Annotated in this window: 17 protein-coding genes, 1 rRNA gene and 1 pseudogene; 5 read left to right on the forward strand and 14 right to left on the reverse strand. The window is 51.4% G+C overall.

Translation table 11 applies throughout. From position 1 onward, the window contains the following. Positions 1-41: 41 nt before the first annotated feature. The 3 genes from LKD70_RS08880 to LKD70_RS08890 are packed head-to-tail and all read left to right on the forward strand — an operon-like array spanning position 42 to position 2524. On the forward strand, positions 42-1451 hold the full coding sequence (locus LKD70_RS08880; RefSeq protein WP_227707670.1) for a [Fe-Fe] hydrogenase large subunit C-terminal domain-containing protein: 1410 nt from the start codon (positions 42-44) through the stop codon (positions 1449-1451). A 12-nt stretch (positions 1452-1463) separates the two neighbouring features. Then, the gene (locus LKD70_RS08885) at positions 1464-1796 is read left to right on the forward strand and encodes a DRTGG domain-containing protein (RefSeq protein ID WP_227707671.1); all 333 of its coding nucleotides are present in this window, start codon (positions 1464-1466) and stop codon (positions 1794-1796) included. Next, entirely contained in the window at positions 1793-2524 is a 732-nt protein-coding gene (locus tag LKD70_RS08890) for a PHP domain-containing protein (protein WP_227707672.1), read from the forward strand. The genes LKD70_RS08885 and LKD70_RS08890 overlap by 4 nt, the downstream gene beginning before the upstream one ends. Positions 2525-2562: 38 nt before the next feature. On the opposite strand, the gene LKD70_RS08895 is transcribed toward LKD70_RS08890, so the two are convergent. From LKD70_RS08895 to LKD70_RS08910, 4 genes and pseudogenes are all read right to left on the reverse strand, one after another. After that, positions 2563-3372, reverse strand: a complete 810-nt coding sequence (locus tag LKD70_RS08895) for an IclR family transcriptional regulator (RefSeq protein WP_227707673.1) — start codon at positions 3370-3372, stop codon at positions 2563-2565. A 112-nt stretch (positions 3373-3484) separates the two neighbouring features. Next, a pseudogene (locus LKD70_RS08900) lies at positions 3485-4318 on the reverse strand (SDR family oxidoreductase); the annotation flags it as partial. A 78-nt stretch (positions 4319-4396) separates the two neighbouring features. After that, positions 4397-5443, reverse strand: coding sequence for a mannonate dehydratase (uxuA, locus tag LKD70_RS08905; protein WP_227707675.1), 1047 nt, complete (start codon positions 5441-5443; stop codon positions 4397-4399). 54 nt (positions 5444-5497) lie between these two features. Further along, positions 5498-6406 (reverse strand): glucuronate isomerase, encoded by a 909-nt coding sequence (locus LKD70_RS08910; protein ID WP_227707676.1) that lies wholly within the window; start codon positions 6404-6406, stop codon positions 5498-5500. Positions 6407-6433: 27 nt separating this feature from the next. Between LKD70_RS08910 and LKD70_RS08915 the strand changes: the two genes are divergently transcribed. Beyond that, positions 6434-7249 (forward strand): AraC family transcriptional regulator, encoded by an 816-nt coding sequence (locus LKD70_RS08915; RefSeq protein WP_227707677.1) that lies wholly within the window; start codon positions 6434-6436, stop codon positions 7247-7249. A gap of 85 nt (positions 7250-7334) precedes the next feature. Here LKD70_RS08915 and LKD70_RS18755 read toward each other — a convergent pair whose 3' ends face one another. The 9 genes from LKD70_RS18755 to LKD70_RS08955 all read right to left on the reverse strand — a co-directional run bounded on the left by LKD70_RS18755 (position 7335) and on the right by LKD70_RS08955 (position 16446). Continuing rightward, the gene (locus LKD70_RS18755) at positions 7335-7667 is read right to left on the reverse strand and encodes a hypothetical protein (RefSeq protein WP_407690936.1); all 333 of its coding nucleotides are present in this window, start codon (positions 7665-7667) and stop codon (positions 7335-7337) included. Further along, entirely contained in the window at positions 7664-7855 is a 192-nt protein-coding gene (locus LKD70_RS18760) for a hypothetical protein (RefSeq protein ID WP_407690937.1), read from the reverse strand. The genes LKD70_RS18755 and LKD70_RS18760 overlap by 4 nt, the downstream gene beginning before the upstream one ends. Next, positions 7852-9240, reverse strand: a complete 1389-nt coding sequence (gene amrA / locus LKD70_RS08925) for an AmmeMemoRadiSam system protein A (RefSeq protein ID WP_227707678.1) — start codon at positions 9238-9240, stop codon at positions 7852-7854. Before amrA ends, LKD70_RS18760 begins: the two co-directional genes overlap by 4 nt. 118 nt (positions 9241-9358) lie before the next feature. Continuing rightward, the gene (locus LKD70_RS08930; RefSeq protein WP_227707679.1) at positions 9359-10795 is read right to left on the reverse strand and encodes a glycoside hydrolase family 1 protein; all 1437 of its coding nucleotides are present in this window, start codon (positions 10793-10795) and stop codon (positions 9359-9361) included. Between the two features lies 1 nt (position 10796). Then, positions 10797-12200 carry a PTS transporter subunit EIIC gene (locus LKD70_RS08935; RefSeq protein WP_227707680.1) on the reverse strand — a complete coding sequence of 468 codons (1404 nt, stop codon included), beginning with the start codon at positions 12198-12200 and terminating at the stop codon, positions 10797-10799. Between the two features lie 125 nt (positions 12201-12325). Continuing rightward, a complete protein-coding gene (locus tag LKD70_RS18620; protein WP_227707681.1) occupies positions 12326-13168 on the reverse strand; it encodes a PRD domain-containing protein in 843 nt (280 codons plus the stop codon). 24 nt (positions 13169-13192) lie between these two features. Beyond that, a complete protein-coding gene (locus LKD70_RS18530; protein WP_265104785.1) occupies positions 13193-13663 on the reverse strand; it encodes a PTS sugar transporter subunit IIA in 471 nt (156 codons plus the stop codon). A gap of 206 nt (positions 13664-13869) precedes the next feature. Then, positions 13870-15810, reverse strand: a complete 1941-nt coding sequence (locus LKD70_RS08950) for an oxidoreductase (protein ID WP_227707682.1) — start codon at positions 15808-15810, stop codon at positions 13870-13872. Between the two features lie 129 nt (positions 15811-15939). Continuing rightward, positions 15940-16446, reverse strand: coding sequence for a DUF3237 domain-containing protein (locus tag LKD70_RS08955; RefSeq protein WP_227707683.1), 507 nt, complete (start codon positions 16444-16446; stop codon positions 15940-15942). A gap of 193 nt (positions 16447-16639) precedes the next feature. Here LKD70_RS08955 and LKD70_RS08960 point away from each other — a divergent pair, with 193 nt between their 5' ends. Continuing rightward, entirely contained in the window at positions 16640-17863 is a 1224-nt protein-coding gene (locus tag LKD70_RS08960; protein WP_227707684.1) for a PucR family transcriptional regulator, read from the forward strand. A gap of 141 nt (positions 17864-18004) precedes the next feature. Here LKD70_RS08960 and LKD70_RS08965 read toward each other — a convergent pair. Continuing rightward, a 23S ribosomal RNA gene (locus LKD70_RS08965) occupies positions 18005-18240 on the reverse strand; the annotation flags it as partial.

Below are 18240 nucleotides of genomic sequence, written 5' to 3' on the forward strand. Positions count from 1 at the left end.
ACCGTACTCTGTCAAAACTCTGCCGAAAGGAGGAAACGCCTGTGGACAACAACAAATTCACACGTTCTGTACAGCTGAAGGAATCCGCCTGCCAGGGATGTATCAACTGTATCAAATACTGCCCCACTCAGGCGATCCGCGTACACAACGGGAAGGCGCACATCATAGACAAGTTCTGTATTGACTGCGGCAGATGCATCCGCTACTGCCCGCACCACGCCAAGATCGCCATCTACGACCCGCTTTCCGTCATCAACAATTTCAAATACACGGTCGCACTCCCGGCCCCGTCGCTCTACGCGCAGTATAACAACCTGACCAATGTGGACATCGTTCTTAACGCCCTTTTAAAGCTCGGCTTTGACGACGTATACGAGGTCAGCGCCGCGGCGGAGCTTGTCTCGGAGGCTTCCAGGGAGTACATAAAGGAACACAGCAATGAAACGCCATTTATCAGCTCGGCCTGTCCCTCTGTGATCCGCCTGATCCGGGTGAAGTTTCCATCCCTGATTTCCCGGCTTTTGCCCATCAAAGCGCCGGTGGAGGTGGCTGCGGAGATCGCGCGTGCCCGGGCCATGAAAAAGACCGGACTAAAACCCGAAGAGATCGGCATTATCTTCATCTCCCCGTGTCCGTCCAAAGTCTCTTATGCCAAGTCTCCTCTCGGTATTGAGAAGAGCAACATCGACAATGTCATCGCCATAAAAGACGTATACCCTCTCCTGCTTCCCCATATGAAGCATGATGAGAGCCAGCTCAAACCGCTCTCCGGTTCCGGAAGAATCGGCATCGGATGGTGCAACGCCGGAGGAGAGGTCGGCGGTCTTTTCACGGACAATTATCTGGCGGCGGATGGAATCGTCAACATTCTCCGTGTTCTGGAAGAACTGGAAGACGAGAAGCTCCAGGGACTTACGTTTGTGGAACTGAGCGCCTGCAACGGCGGATGTGTGGGCGGCACACTGACTGTGGAAAATGCCTACATTGCGACAAACAAGACAAAGAAACTGACAAAATACCAGCCCGTCTCGAAAAACCATCTGGCAGACAACCCGGACATTGGCAATCTGTTCTGGGCCGGCGATGTTGAGTATGAACCCGTATTCCGCCTCGGAAACACATTTAAGGAAAGCCTGAAGATGATGGGGGATGTAGAGAAACTGACTGCCATGCTGCCCGGACTGGACTGCGGTTCCTGCGGCGCGCCCACATGCCAGACGCTGGCAGAGGACATCGTGCGCGGGGATGCGGCGCCCAACGATTGCATTTACGTTCTCCGCTCGAACATTGCAGATCTCTCCCGTAAGATCGAGCATCTTACCCGGGACGGAATTTCCGAAAAGGCACTCTCCGAGGAGGACGACGCGCTGCTTCGCCAGTATATTCACGAACTGACTTCCGAGCTTGCGTCATTCGGAGTTCCGGGTACTGCGAAAGAACGAAAGGAATGAGGTGAAAGAAAGATGAAACTTCAGACAATCCTTGATCTCCCCGAATGCCGGGTGCTTGTCAAAGGGCAGCCGGACAGAGAGATCTCCCGTATATTCTGCTGTGATCTTTTGAGCATAGCCATGAGCAAGGCTCCCTCCGACGGCGTGTGGGTTACTGTCATGGGGAACAGGAACACGCTCGCTGTCGCCACGCTGACCGACGTCGCCTGTATCGTCCTCGCAGAAGGCGTATCGCTGGACGAAGGCACTCTGGAAAAGGCCGGCGAGGAAGGGATCGCGGTCCTCTCCACAGAGCTTCCGGTCTTTGACATTGCTCTGGAAATCCATGAGGCAGGCGGAATATGACGCCGCTTTACTACGACCTCCACATGCATTCCTGTCTCTCCCCATGCGGCGACGACGATATGACACCGGCCAATCTGGTAGGGATGGCAGCGGTAAAGGGGCTGGACGTCATTGCCCTGACCGATCACAACAGCTGCAGGAACTGTCCTGCCGCCATGTACCACGGGGCAAACTACGGGGTGACGGTAATCCCCGGCATGGAGCTGACAACGGAAGAGGAAGTTCATGTCGTCTGCCTTTTTCCATCCCTGGACAGTGCGCTCGCTTTCGACGGGATCGTAAGCCGGCGTCTCATGCCGGTTCCGAACCGAGAGGATATCTTCGGAAAACAGCAGATCATGAACGAGCGGGACGAAGTCATCGGCACCGCCCCGAACCTTCTCATCAACGCAACGGACATCTCCTTTGACGAGGCATTTTCCCTGGCGGCATCCTGCGGAGGAATCGCCTACCCGGCCCATGTGGACAAAACATCCACAAGCCTGCTCTCTAATCTGGGATTCGTCCCTCCAGAAAGCACATTTACCTGCGCGGAGTTCCACGATTTTAAAAATCTTCACCGGATCCGCAGAGAACATCCGTATTTTGAAAACTGCCGCGTTATCTGCTGTTCGGACGCCCATTATCTGGAAGATATCCACGAGCCGGAATATCAGATCTACGCGGTGTCAAGAGAAATTCCGGATATCCTGGCAGCCCTTGCCCGGCCGGAGAATGACCGCGTCTAAAAAAAGATGAATACATAACCAAACGGCCTGCGCAGCTTTCATGCACGCAGACCGTTGATTTTTTTCTCAATCTGTTCTTTTGTTTCCAGAATATATTCCGCCAGCTTCCGGATTCTCTCGTTGTCCATACGGGTAACCGGAGCAGAGATACTGAAGGCATACCTGCGCCTTCCGGTATACTCTCTTAAACTGACCGCGATACAGCGGACGCCGCTCTCATTTTCCTCGTTGTCAAGCGCGTACCCTCTTTCCCGAATCCGCTCAAGTTCGTTAAGAAACGCATTGTAATCCGTGATCGTATACGGTGTCAGGGGATGGACTTTGCTGTTTTCCCATATTTCTCTCACTTCCTGCTCATCCATGTATGCGGCCATGGCTTTTCCCACACCGGAACAGTACAGCGGAATCCTGCTGCCGATGCGGGAAACCATCTGAATCCCGTTTCTCAGCGACTCTACCTTATCAATATATACCGCCTCAACTCCGTCCCTTTCCACAAAATGAACGGTCTCTTCCGCCTGTTCCATGAGACGGCGCAGATAAGGACGGACCACATGCACGATATCCACATTGCTCATGATCTTTCCCGCCATATCTACAATCTTCAGCGACGGCTCATACTTGCCGGTTATCTCATCCTGTCTCGCGTACCCCATATAGACGAGGGAATTCAGAACCCGATGGGCCGTACTTTTATTCAGACCAAGCCTTTCGCTTACGTCCATCAGGCCGGCGCTTCCGTCCTCAGTCAGAATCTCAAGCGCTCCGAACAGCCGGTCCGCAACCTGAATCGGATTTTTATCGGCAGGGTTTCTTTCGCCCTTTCCGCCAGAATTTTTCTCTTCCATATAACATTCCTCCCTGCCCATTTCCTTCCCGCACCGCACCCGCGGCAGACAGGAAACCGCATACTCATCTGCAGTCTCGTTCCCGCTGCAGACACGGCGCGGAAGGTGAATCCTAAACTCCAGAATACGCCGCGTATCCTCCGTCAATCGGAATACATACGCCCGTGATAAATCCTGCCGCATCGTTGTTGATCAGGAACAGCACCGCGCCGACAAGCTCTTCCAGCTCGCCGAACCGTCCCATCGGTGTGCCTGCGAGGATCTTCTCCGTACGCGGAGTCGGCGTTCCGTCTTCTTTAAACAGAAGCGCACGGTTCTGGTTTCCGACGAAGAATCCCGGAGCAATGGCATTCACGCGGATATCTGATTTTGCAAAATAGGTTGCAAGCCACTGAGTAAAATTCACGATCGCAGCTTTTGCGCCAGAGTACGCCGGAATCTTTGTAAGCGGCGTGTACGCGTTCATGGAAGCAATATTTAAAATATTTCCCTTTCTTCCGATCATATCTGCCGCGAATACCTGTGACGGAAGCAGTGTTCCAAGCCAGTTCAGCGCAAACACAAACTCTACGCCGTCCTTGTCCAGATCAAAGAATGTCTTGCAGTTCTCGATTGTCTCCGCCTCATAGTGAAATTCGTTGTCTGTTGTCGCACGGGGATTATTTCCGCCTGCCCCGTTGATCAGCACGTCACAGGGACCGAAATCCGCCAGAATCTGCTCGTGCACCTGGTCAAGGTTTGCCCTGTCGAGCACATTTGCCACATATGCTTTCGCAGTTCCGCCGTCTGCTGTAATCTTGTCCGCTACTTTCTGCGCAGCCTCTCCGTTTAAGTCAAGAACTGCAACCTTTCCTCCCGCAGCTGCAAGCTTCTCGGCAAACATGCCGCAGATCGCTCCGCCTGCGCCTGTAATCACACATACTTTTCCGGTGAGGTCTGTGTTGAGTACATTTTTTCCATCTCAAATTCTCCTTCTAAAAATTGTTTTCTTTTTTCCGCTGTTTATCCGCGCGCCGCGTATTTCTCACTTTACTGCCTTCCCGCACGCCTCAAAGAGTCCGTTTAAGTAAGCGGCCCCGAGCGCTCTGTCATACAGGCCGTATCCCGGTTTTCCGGTCTCGCCCCATATCATTCTTCCATGATCCGGACGTACATATCCGTCAAATCCTGTCTCCACAAGTGCTTTTGTGATTTCGTACATGTCGAGCGATCCGCAGGATGACAGGTGAGCTCTCTCCTCAAAGGAGCCGTCCTCCATAATCATGACATTGCGCATGTGCATGAATCCGATCCGTCCCATGGAGGAATATTTGCGGACCATTGCCGGAATGTCATTGAGTTTCGCGCAGCCGAGAGATCCCGTGCACAGGCACAGAGCGTTGGACGGAGAATCCACAATCGACAGATACCTGTCCAGATTTTCCTCGCATGTGATCACTCTCGGAAGTCCGAAGATCGGATACGGCGGATCGTCCGGATGAAGTGCCATGACAACGCCGCATTCCTCCGCTACAGGGATCACTCTCTTTAAGAAAATCTCGATGTTCTTCCACAGGCCTTCCTCGCCGATCTCGCCGTACGCTCTAATCAGATCGCGTACCTCGTCCTGTGTGTAGCTTGCATCCCATCCGGGAAGGTTGATGTCGTCTTTCAGCGGGTCAAGCCCTTTCATCTGATCCCAGTACATTACAAGGCTTGTAGATCCGTCCGGAGCTTCTTTGTCAAGCTGTGTACGTGTCCAGTCAAATACGGGCATGAAGTTGTATGTCACGCATTTGATGCCGTATTTCGCACAGCGGCGGATATTCTCGCAGTAAACGTCGATATGGGCGTCTCTCTTCTCTGTTCCAAGCTTGATATCCTCGGACACCGGTATGGACTCCACCACGTCGAACACAAGGCCGTGAGCCTCGCAGTCAGCCTTCATCTTGGCAAGACTCTCCTCCGGCCACACCTCTCCGGGCTTTACATCGTATACCGATGATACGATCGAGTGCATTCCCGGGATCTGCGAAATATACTCAAGGGAAACCGGGTCAGAACTTCCGTACCATCTAAAAGACATCTTCATAATTATTCTCCTCCTGTTATTTTTTTCTGCTGCCTGTTTTCGTGGTTTTTCGTGTTACTTGTCGAGACCGATATAGTTCCACACATTGTTGAAACAGATATTCTCGATGATTTTTCCGATTCCGTCGTAGTCCGCAGGCGCCATTCCCTTGTCGATCCACTCTCCGACGATCTCGCAGAGAATCCGGCGGAAATACTCATGACGCGGATAGGACAGGAAAGAGCGGCTGTCTGTCAGCATTCCGACAAAACGGCTGAGCACCCCGATGTTGGCAAGCGACTTGATCTGCGCAGTCATGCCGTCATAGTGATCATTAAACCACCATGCGGAGCCGAACTGTACTTTTCCTGCTGTGCTCTCGTCCTGGAAGCATCCTGCCGCAGCGGCGATCTTGTCATTGTCCGATGCGTTCAGCGTATACAGGATCGTCTTCGGAAGTCTGTCCTTTACAGCCAGTCTGTCAAGAAGCGCCGCAAGGGACGCCGCAGAGATCACATCGCCGATACTGTCGCATCCGATATCCGCGCCGAGTGCGCGGTAGCGGAGCGTGTTCAGATTCCGGATCGCTCCGATATGCATCTGCATCGTAAATCCTTTTTCCGCATAGCGCGCGCCGAGCCAGTACATCATCAGCGACTGATATGCTGCCGCTTCGTGTTCGGACGGCATCTCTCCCGCAAGGCCTTTCTTCACCGCGTCCTCTGCCGCCTTTTCCTCCCACACCGTGAAGTCCGGTGATCCGAAAGAGTGATCAGACAGTCTGCATCCGCGCTCTGCAAAGTAATCCATACGCTGAGCCAGAGCACTCTGTACATCGGCAAGCGAAGCGATCTTCACCCCTGCAGCATTTCCCAGTTTCTCCATATACGCCGCGAATCCCGGATCTGTGACATTGAGCGCCTTCTCCGGACGGAATGTAGGAAGCACCTTTACAGAAAATTCCGTAATTTGTACGATTTGCACAAAGATATTTTTTCCCTCCGGCAGACAATGATTCGCCCGGATTTTGAATGTTATCACTACTGCGATCTCGTTCCTCCTGAAGTGGATTTCCACGAACATGAATTTTACGAGGTCTTTTTCTTTTTGTCCGGAAATGTCTCCTACAATATCGAAGGGCGAACCTATCTGCTCCGTCCGGGAGATATTCTGCTTACCGACAACCAGGATATTCATCGCCCGGAAATACGCCCCGGAAAACCTTACGAGAGATATGTGATCTGGATCACACCGGAATATCTTATGGAATTTGAGGATTTTGGGGTAAATCTTACAGACTGTTTTAAAGACGCAAGCCGGAAAAAAAACAAGCTCATCCGGCCGGACGGAAAATCGATTGCTCACCTGAAGGGAATTCTTGACCGGATACTGGAAGCCCGCGACAGCGGGGAATTCGGCAGTGCGGTACTGGAATCTGTCTATCTGTGTGAATTTATGGTCTATCTTAACCGCGCGTATTTTTCTACGCCGGATATCATCGCGGAAGATATTACAGAAAACGAAGAGATCAACAAGGTTGTTGCATATATCAATGAAAATATATCAGAGGATCTGACCCTCGACCGGCTCTCGGAGATCTGCTATTTCAGCAAATCCCGCCTGTCGCACCAGTTTAAGAAATACACGGGGCTTACGATCTTTCAGTTTATCATCAAGAAACGTCTCACCATGGCCCGCAATATGATCCGTGACGGCGTTCCTGTCACTGAGGCATGTATGCAGTGCGGTTTCAATGACTATTCTAACTTTCACAAAGCGTTTAAAAAAGAGTTCGGAGCGTGTCCGAAAGATTTCCGGCGTACTTAGAACTGAGACATGAAAATCAGTGATATCAGTGAAATCACTACTTGAAGAATGGACGCCGCACAGAAGGAAGCACGTATACGGGGAATCAGCAGTTCCCCGTATATACATTGCGCAGGTACCGCGCCGCCGTATCCCGGAGCCGGTACACAGTCTCTGCATCCGTGGCATCCCGGTCCGTCATATGGTACCTCGGGAAGAACCTTGTCACATGGAGTACGATATCCGGATCCACAGATGCGATCCACCGCGCTTCCCGCTCCATCTCTTCCTCACGGTCGTTCTCCCCGGGCACAATCAGTGTCGTCAGCTCCACATGACACTCATCTGCGGCACGGACAATGAACCGTTTCACCGTCTCAAGGTCCCCGCAAAGCTTCCGGTAGTATTCCTCCGTAAACCCTTTCAGGTCAATATTCATGGCGTCAATATGCGGGTTTTCCCGATGGGATCGAGCATCAGCGCCGTCACTTTACCGTAACTGTCACAGACGATCTTCCCGTTCTCATTCTTTCTGGCGCGGCAGGTACCGTACTGTCCTTCGGCTAAAAGACAGTGATGAAAACAGACCGGGCACCTGACTGTATTTTTATTTCTCTGTACACTCAAAAATGTCTCACCACCTCGAACCGCTCAAGCGAGATCTCCCCGCCGTCGTCAGGGATCCCCGCTTTTCTCTTGGCGATCTCAATCTGTTCCCCCACCGTGTCTACACCCTCAAGATTCGGAAGAAGAAGCCCTCTTTTTCTGCCCCTGCTCACAATAACGCCGTAGCGCTTCACATCCAGCTCATCGGGCGATTTGATTTCTTCCGTCTCCCCGAGCACATCCACGCTGTACACGAGCCTCTCCAGCTCATCCTCCTCCACCGCATGGAACCTGGGATCCCTCACCGCCGCGCTCACCGCGTTCTCTATGATCTCCTCCGCGATGCTGCCGCGCACAGGGGCGATGGTCCCGATGCACCCGCGCAGCCTTCCGTCTTCTTTCAGGGAAACGAACACACCAGCGCGGCGGGAGTACATTTCCGCCGGAAGTCCTTTCGGCACATGGATTTTCCGCCCGGTCCGGATGTATCCCTCAACGGATGCCCGCGCAAGGCCGACATAAGGGTCTTCCTCCGCCTTTCTCTTCTCCGCCTTTTTCTTCTGTTCCCTGCGGTACGACTCCAGGAAGAACCGTTCCGGGTCCCTGCCCGTGACCTTAAAAATACACACGCCGTATCCCACGCCGAAAGTCCCCTCGTGGGAGAGCCGCTCTGCCTTTACCGCCAGCCCGTCCAGAGCTCCCGCCATAATCGTAAACGACCGGTGCCCGCACTCCGCCGCCTTATCGCAGAATTCTTCTGAAAAGTCAAACAGCTCGCCAAACGCCGCCCGTCCCATGACATTCATGATCCGCTCATCGTACTCGGGGCCTTCTTTCTGAAAGCCGTACGGGCCGTCCTCTTTGAGCTTATGCGACAGGTCGCCGCTTGCAATGATTACAGTATCCCTCCCGAGCATCTCTGCCGTCTTCTTAATGCACGCTCCCAGTTCGTAATGCTTCGTAAGCGGAAGGCCGGAAAGACCGATGCGCACAAGTTCATAATCTGTATCATACTGATCCAGAAAATACAGCGGCACCATGGTTCCGTGATCCAGACTTTTGTCCCTCTCTCCCATTATTCCCGCCGGGATGTCCCGGGCTTCTGCCTCCTGAGACAGAAAGCGGACGAACTCTGTATCATACTTCACATCGAACGCAACCTGCGACGCGCGGAACCGCGCGAAGTTCCCCTTTGCGCCGCTGCCCGGCGAGATATGGAAATAATCCGCGTACATTACGCTGTGGGGAGACAGAACAACAACCGTCTCCGGCTCCCACTCTGCAATTTTTTCTGCTGCCCGGCGGTATGCGTCCACCGTAGCCTGAATCCTCCGCTCCTCCCCGCGTCCGATATCCGGCACGATCAGCGGGGGATGCGGAACCATAACCGCACCTTTTACTGCCATGTGAGACTCTCCTTTCCTGTACACTGTCGCTGCTTTTTAATATAAGTATAATACAAAAAGAAAAGTCTGTACATTTTTAACAATCCGAACAGCAAAATACTCCGGAGAATCCTTTTCTTTAATCCAGCTCTTCCCCGTTTGACCGGATCACCTTCCGGTACCAACGGAAGGAATCCTTCTTTGACCTCTTAAAGCTTCCGTTTCCGAAGTCATCCGAATCCACATAGATAAACCCGTACCGTTTCTTCATCTCTCCGGTGGACGCGCTGACAATGTCAATGCAGCCCCACGGCGTGTATCCCATAAGATCCACGCCGTCGTCCACCGCCTCTTTCATGGCGCGGATGTGCGCCTTAAGATAGGCGATCCGGTAGTCATCGTGGATGCTTCCGTCTTCCTCCACTCTGTCATACGCTCCAAGGCCGTTTTCCACAATCATGAGCGGTATCCGGTATCTTCCGTACAGGTCGTTGAGCGTGTAGCGCAGTCCGTCCGGATCGATCTGCCAGCCCCAGTCGCTTGCCTTCAGGTACGGATTCTTCACACCTGCCAGAAGGTTCCCGCCTGTCATGGACTGGTCGTCGCTGTGCGACACACAGTTTGTCTGGTAGTAGGACAGAGAATAGAAATCCACGGTCCCTTCCTTTAGAATCTTCCGGTCCTCGTCTGTGATCTCAAGCGATACGCCCTGTTCCGCCCAGAGCCTTTTCGCGTAATGGGGATACTCCCCTCTCACCATCACATCACCGCAGTAATAGTTGATGTCCTGCCACTGCTTCTGAAATTTCAGCATATCCTCCGGGTGGCATGTCAGCGGATAAGTCGGCATGAGAGCGATCATACAGCCGATCCGGAAGTCCGGATTGATCTCATGCCCCAGCTTCACCGCCATGGCGCTGGCCACAAACTGATGGTGCATGCCCTGGTAGCGGAGCTGCGGAATATCCTTCTGCTCCAGGAATGACCGCGTTCCTTCGTTTAAAATGCCAAGTGACATATAATTCCCAAGCGCCAGCGTCCCGCAGTTGATCTCATTGAATGTCAGCCAGTATTTCACCTTATCCTTATAGCGGCGGAAAATCGTACCGCAGAATTTCACATACAGATCGATCAGCTCCCTGCTCGACCACCCGTTATAATGCTCCGTCAGGTAAAACGGCAGCTCATAGTGGGAGATCGTCACAAGAGGCTCGATCCCATGTGCCTTCAGTTCGTCAAACACATCGTCGTAAAATTTGAGTCCTTCCTCGTTCGGCTCTGTCTCCATCCCCGTCGGATAGATGCGCGTCCAGGCAATGCTCATGCGGAACACCTGGAATCCCATCTCCGCCATAAGGGCAATATCTTCCTTATAATGGTGGTAGAAATCGCTTGCCACATGGTTCGGGTAATACATCCCCTTTTCCAGTGTCCTTGTAATCTGCCTGGGGGATGAACCTGTGCCGTTCGTCAGCATGTCCGCGCAGCTTAGTCCTTTTCCGCCCTCGTCATATCCGCCTTCAAACTGGTTGGCGGCTGTTGCGCCGCCCCACAGAAAATCGTCTCTGAAACCCATCTTACGCCTCTTTCTTATCTTTATACAGAACAAGTGTCATCACAAAAGTCACAGCAATACCGATGGCAACGGAGATACACATCCAGATCAGGTTGGACGCCGTCTCTCCCATAAAAAGCGGAAGAGCCACAAAGGAGCTGACGCCCGCGAACGCGTAGATGCTCACGTGCATGAGTCCTGCCACGACGCCGCCCACAGCGCTTCCGATCATGGCGCCCCACATGGGAGTCTTATATTTTAGGTTGACACCGTACATTGCCGGCTCAGTAACGCCTGCCGCCATCGCGGTGATCGCGCAGGAAAGGCTTGTCGCACGCAGGTCTTTGTCCTTTGTCTTAAGCGCTACCGCAAGAGCGGCCGCCCCCTGGTCGATGTTGGATATGACAAGGGCCGGGTAGAAGATCGCCTCAGCGCCCACTGTGCTGAACATCTGCAGCAGGTACGGAACAAACGCGGAATGCATTCCGGTCATAATGATAAACGGCATCAGGGCGGCGAGCAGAGCCACACCGACAAATCCGATCATGTCATACAGCCAGATCATAAACTCAGATACATAATTTCCGAGGAACGCTCCCGCAGGCGCCAGGATACAGAATGCCAGCGGAATCATGACGATCAGTGTGCACAGCGGCTCGATAATAGAGCGCAGGGAGTCCGGTGAATGTTTCGCGAAAAACTTCTCAATAGGAGCCATCACCCACACACAGAGGATAACCGGGAAAATCGTGCTTGTGTAAGTAGCCCCGTACACCGGCAGGCCGAACAGGGTAAATGCCGTTCCCGCGGCCACGCCTTCTACAAACGTAGGATAGATCAGCATGGCGCCCATGACCATTCCAAGCCCGATATTTGCGCCGAATTTCTTTGCCGCATTAGCACCCACGATAATCGGCAGGAAGTAGAATCCCGCGTCGCCTACCGCCGAAAGCAGTATGTATGTCGTACTCTCTGCCGTGAGAAGCCCTGCTCCCTCGAGAATCATCAGGATGACCTTAATCATACCGCAGCCGATGAGCAGCGGGATGGCAGGCGTCAGGCACCCGGATATAGCGTCAAGCACAGAGCTCACAACACCCTTTACCGTCAGTTTTTTCTTTTCCTTTGGCCGTTCCCCCTCATCGGCGTCCACAGGCTGCTCCATTTTCATCCCTGCCTTGTCACAGATCAGCCGGTACGCGTCTCCCACGGCCTGGCCGATGATAATCTGCAGCTGCCCGCTCTGCCACTGGCACCCGAGCACGCCTTTGATCTTCTCGATCTCCTCCGTCTTAGCAAGGCTTTCATCCTTCAGCACGAAGCGGAGCCTTGTCACACAATGCGTGAAAAACTCAATGTTGTCCTTTCCGCCTGCAAGTTCCAGCACTTTGTCGGCAAGCTCGGCATATCTTTCTTCTTTTGCCATGTTTCTTTTCCTCCTCTTTCATTCAGATTTTATGTAATAGTTCAGCCACAGAGCCAAACTGTTACGATTTTATTGATATATCTCAGACAGGACACGCAGCCCCGCAGGCGGTATCCGTCTGATTTTCAGCTGCTGCTCTCTTTGCTGTACAGCTGTTTTACATGGATCATCAGATAAAGCAGTTCCTCTTTCGGGCACCGCTCCCCGAATTCTTCTTCCAGATAACCGTCGATCCGGGCCACACACTCTGCCACCTCCGGGTAAGCTGTCCGGAGATTCTCGTACAGCTCTTCGTTTTCCTGCGAAAAATCCGCGCCTTTCTCCTTTCTCTGGACGAAAAACTTAATATGGTTCTTGAACCGGAAATAGTGGAAGCTGTTCCGATCCACACTGACCTGGAAATAATCCTCCACAATCTTCGTAACCACAGAGATCACCCTGCCGGTCCGGTCGCCTTTTGCAGACTTCTTTTCAGCCTTCTCTCCCTCCATGGCATTCAGAAAATGGAAGGTAATACTTGTCACTTCGCTTTTATCCAGCGACACATGCATCCGCTCATTTATGTTTTTTACAAACCACCGTGCGATGCGCGTCAGCTCCGGGTACTGGTATTCCAGTTCATAGGAGTAGGGCAGCCCCACATCAATGCCTTTTTTCTTCCTGTCTGCCGCGAAATTTACATGGTCGGCAAGCACAAAGGTCAGGTTCGGGTTCAGGTTTCCGCTGATCCGTGTCTTCGCCGTCTCCACCAGCCGGGAAACGAGCAGGAAGACGTCTTCCGGTATATCCTGAAGCACCGCGTAATACCGCCGGTCAATGTCATAGAACGTCTTTGTGATCCTGGACAGATCTGTCAGCTCATAAGGCATATGGGGAAAGCCCACCCCTTTCCCGAAAATGATCACTTCCCTCTCGTTTCCATCCAGTCCGACTGCCACATTGTTATTGATTTTTTTAATGACTTTCACAGATAAATCCTCTCCTGCTCCCGGTCAGCCCCGGAGCACTGTCTTCCCTGCTTCCACCCTTTTGCCATAGCAGTCTGTCTCCACCGGCCTGTCATAACCGCCTGTAAAGATAACCATTGTAGTAAGATCCACTCCTTTTTCCAGAAGTTTCTCCCTGTCCACGCGAATGACCGGGTCACCCGCCTTTACTTTATCCCCCTGTTTTGCCAGGGCGTGGAACCCCTCGCCGTTTAAGCTGACCGTATCGATCCCGATATGTACAAGAATCTCTGCGCCGCTTTTCGCCGTTATGCCGAAAGCATGGCCGGTCGGGAACAGCATGGCGATCTCTCCGTCCGCCGGAGACACAACCGTATCGCTCTCCGGCTCTACCGCGAACCCGTCCCCCATCGCTTTTGACGAGAACGCCTTGTCGTTCACCTCTGTAATATTCCTGCAGATGCCTGTCACAGGCGCGGTGATTCCCCTGCTTTCTTTTTTCAGAAATCCAAACATGTTTTCTCTCTCCTTTCATGACAGTTCTCTGCGGCAGCCGGCAAATATATATTCCGGCATATCCGCACATACCGTTTGTTTCGCAGGAACACAAGTCCCCGCGAAACAAAAAACTCTCTGAGTGCATTCTTTCCCATACGAAACAGAAAAGGTAATGCCTCAGAGAGTAACAATCCTTTTTACTTTTTAAATTGTTTTATATTGTCTTACAGGCTCGCCGCAGCGCCGAAGCCGTCGCGGATAGCGTCGCCGATTTTTCCCAGCTTTACACTATCCCCGACAACGCGGGTCTTGATATGGTATTTCTCCTTCACCGCGTTTACCGTAGTCAGATCCGGGCGCATTCCGAACGCATTTACAACGGTATCCGCCGTAATCTTTTCCTGCGTGCCGTCCTTCTTCTCCACGGTAAGTCCGTCTGGCTCAATGCTTAACACCTTTGTGCCCGTGAGCATCGTCACCCCGTACTCGTTCAACTGGTTAAACAGGGAAATTTTGTTGATGAACATGGCGTCTTTCGCACACTCGTCAAGCATCTCCACAATGGTCACTTTTTTGCCCATCTCTTTCGCCATTTCAAGCGCCCCGTCACATCCAGACGATCCGCCTCCGCAGACGACGATGTTCTCTCCTTTAATGAGCGACGCGTTTCTGTGGCAGTCCAGCATTGTCACAACATTTTCCCCGTCTATCCCCGGTATCGGCGGAATAAGCGGTTTCGCGCCGCATCCGATGATAATGTTGTCACACTTGTCCAGAATGGGGTCATCCGCTGTAATTTCGGTGTTAAGTCTTACGTCAACCCCGAGTTTATCAAGCTGTACGGCGTACCATTTTGTCAGGGAAGCGATATTTTTCTTAAAATCAGCTGTACAGATATCTCCCATCACACCGCCGAGTTTTCCGCTCTTCTCAAACAGTGTCACCTTATGTCCTTCGATCGCCGCGACTCTCGCCGCTTCCATGCCTCCCGGGCCGCCTCCGATTACGACGACATTTTTCGGATCATCGGTTTTCTCAATTTTAAATCTGCGTTCTTCCATCGCCTGCGGATTCACAGAACATCCCAGCTTTGTATGACGGTTCCAGATACGTCCGATACAGTTCTCGTTGCACCGCAGACAGGGTCTTACATCTTCTCTGTGCCCTTTCATCAGCTTGTTCGGAAGCTGGGGGTCCGCGATGAGGGCTCTTCCCATGAGCACAAAATCCGCATTGCCTGATTCAATCAGTTGAAGCGCCGAATCCGGGTTATGTGTTCCTCCGTTTAAGATCGGAACGCTTACCGTCTTTCTTGCCGCCTCTGTCACGTACGACATACAGGACTCTCCCAGGTAAGACGGTGGGAAAATATAGTCCAGAGTCTCATAGCAGCCTGCGTCCACATCGAACGCGTCCACTCCTTCCTCTTCCAGGAACTTCAGAATCGGCAGACTCTCCTTAAGCGTCCTGCCTCCCTCAAAGCGGTGATCCAAAGAAATGCGGAACAGAATCGGCATATCCGGCCCCACTGCCCCGCGGATCGCACGGACAATCTCTCTCGGAAATCTCGCACGGTTTTCATCACTTCCGCCGTACTCATCCGTCCTCTTGTTCCATACCGGAGACATAAACTGGTCTACCAGATATCCCGCATGCGCGTGAACTTCCACAGCGTCATAACCCGCGTCTTTTGCCAGTCCTGCCGCAAACGCGAACCCGTCCATCACTCCTTTGATCTCTTCTTTTGTCATCTCATGGCAGAGTACGTTCGGGTCAAACACGGATGGAATCGCGGATGCAGACATGGGCGGATTGCCGAATGTATCCGGAAAAGCGTTTCTTCCTGTACCGCATGTGATCTGACAGACAATTTTCGCCCCATATTTATGTACGCAGTCGCACACAGATGTCAATGCAGGAAGCACAGTGTAAGAATCAAGATATCCTTCCATAGATCCCTGCGCGATAACCTCGTTGAGCGGCTGGCACCCCATAATGATCATACCCACTCCGCCCTTTGCGCGCTCTGTAAAATAGTCAATTTCCTGTTCGTCTTTTCTGCCGCTTACAAATGCGGAGTTTGTCCCCATCGGCGACATGACAAGACGGTTTTTTACTTCCATTTTGCCGATTTTAAACGGTGTAAATAATTTTTCGTATCCCATTTTCTCTCCTCACTGTCATGTTCTTTTATCCGGGACAAAATTCATGCGCTTCACGCTGACATGAAGCGCACCGCCCTGTATCCCGGCTATGTAATCTCGAACCCGGTTTCCGTCGAATGTTATATGGGATTAATCCTCGTCAAACGGTGTTGCATAATACTGATATACATCATACTGAATTACAATCGGATCGGATGTAAAGTCAACACGCCCTATTCCAAAACATGAAATATTGTTTACCCAGATGTAACGCGGATCATCTGTATCCAGAACAGGCTTCGGCTGCGTTCCCATAACCGGCGGGAATTTTCCGTTAGAGTAATCCTCTGCCGCCTGCTCGGAACCAAGATCAATACGCCCTGTGTAAAACATATTGATATGAGCTCCGTCATGCGTTTCAATCATGGCCCGGCAGTCTACATCCACAATTCCGTTCGGATGCACAATCGACCAGTCCGCTCCCAGAGGAACAATCTTTCCGTGAATCTTGTCTCCCCACACGGTGCCTCCTGTGATTACGCCTGTCACACGTGTATCCTTTGTCGGGAGTTTCTGGATATACATGTTTGCGTCCACATCAATTGAGTAGGTAAACAGGTGCTCGATCTTGAATTTGTTGAGTTTCAAGTTTTCCATTGCTGAACCTCCATGTGAATTTTTATAATATTTGATAATATATTAACGTTAATAATAGTCATCTTCAACGTTAAAAATCACAAAATTCAAATTTCTTTTCTACATTTTTGACAACAGGCATTCTCCCGATGTACAATAGTATTATCAGCGAAATGACAGCAAAAAGCCTTACGGCGGCAGGCAGGTGTTTAATTTGGACAGTACAGATTTACTATTTGAAGATTTTTACGAAAAAGCAGTTTCCGGAATTGCAGCAGGCATCAGCATACAAGAGTTCACAGAGATGTGCTACGATTTTTTTCATCTTGATATCATCATTGTGGATGCGGGCTATCGGCTGATATCATGTGCAGGAAACCGTCCTTTTTCTGATCCCTACTGGGAAATACTCGCAGATTCCGGAAGACCGGACGAAGAGACAATCGTGAACGATTATCTGAAAGTAGGCTATCTGGATGCAATCTCTCAGTCAGATGGAGCGATTTTCGTGGACTGGGGAGTCTGCCGTGAATATCCGCAGACAAGCGGCCCGATCTATGTAAACGGCCAGTTATCCGGCTTTATCAGCCTGCTTTTTAAGGATCTCAAACTGAAAGAATTCTCATTGAAACTCAATACCGCTTTGTGCCGGCTGTGCGCTATTCTTCTTAAGACAGACTGCATACGGGAATATCAGACTCAAAATCCCGTACGTGAAGTGTTTGCAACTCAGCTCTTCGATATTCAAAATTATCCGAAGGCGCCTCGGCTGGAGGATTACCGGCCTTTTATCGATATCCGGCCTCCTTTTCTGATCTCGGTTCTCCGCAGTCAGGGAGGAAACCGGCCTGTGCTTGAACATGTGCGCGGACGGGCAAGAACCATCTTTCCGGATATTATTTATCTTCATCAGGAAGATCTTTTGTATCTCTTTCTTCATGGGAATCATGCGGAAAATCCTGAAAACTTCCGCTGCAGGCTGAACGAATTTCTGACAGAATACAATCTGCAGATGGGCTGCAGTCAGATATTTGAACAGATAGAAACGCGTGCCATTTATATTCAGCAGGCAGAGTATGCTCTTAAGACAGGCTGTCGTCTTAATCCTGAAAAACATATATTTAATTATCAGGACTATTATATTCCGTCTATGCTCTCCGAAGCTGCAGACAGACTTTTCCCGGAGAATGCTGTCCCGGCCGAACTTATGGTGCTCCGGAAATTTGATACGGAAAACCAGACTGACTACACTGAAAGTCTGAAAGTTTATCTGCACGAGCGCAACAATTTAAACAAGGCTGCGGCCCGGCTTCATCTCCACCGCAATTCGCTGAAATACCGGCTGGATAAGATTGCTGATCTGACAGGGATCTCTCCCGATGATCCCGATACAGCGCTTAAACTTCAGCTTGGTTTTCTTATGCTTGAAATGATTTAAAACAGAGACAAAAAACACCTGAAAGATCTCATCAATCCTTCAGGTGTCACTCTCATTCCATCTTTCAATTACCAGTATACCTTCAAAACTGCACACAGAAAATCTATCCATCTTTCACTCTATCGAGTGCCTATTCCCGCTTTGGTTATGCCCTCGACCTATTAGTAACAGTCAGCTCCATGCATTACTGCACTTCCACCTCTGCCCTATCTACCTCGTCGTCTTCAAGGGGTCTTACTGACTTGACGTCATGGGATATCTCATCTTGAGGGGGGCTTCACGCTTAGATGCCTTCAGCGTTTATCCCTTCCCGGCTTGGCTACTCTGCTATGCTCTTGGTAAAACAACAGATACACCAGCGGCCAGTCCATCCCGGT

The sequence above is a fragment of the Ruminococcus turbiniformis genome (genome assembly GCF_020687545.1).
Classification (GTDB): Bacteria; Bacillota; Clostridia; order Lachnospirales; family Lachnospiraceae; genus Mediterraneibacter; species Mediterraneibacter turbiniformis.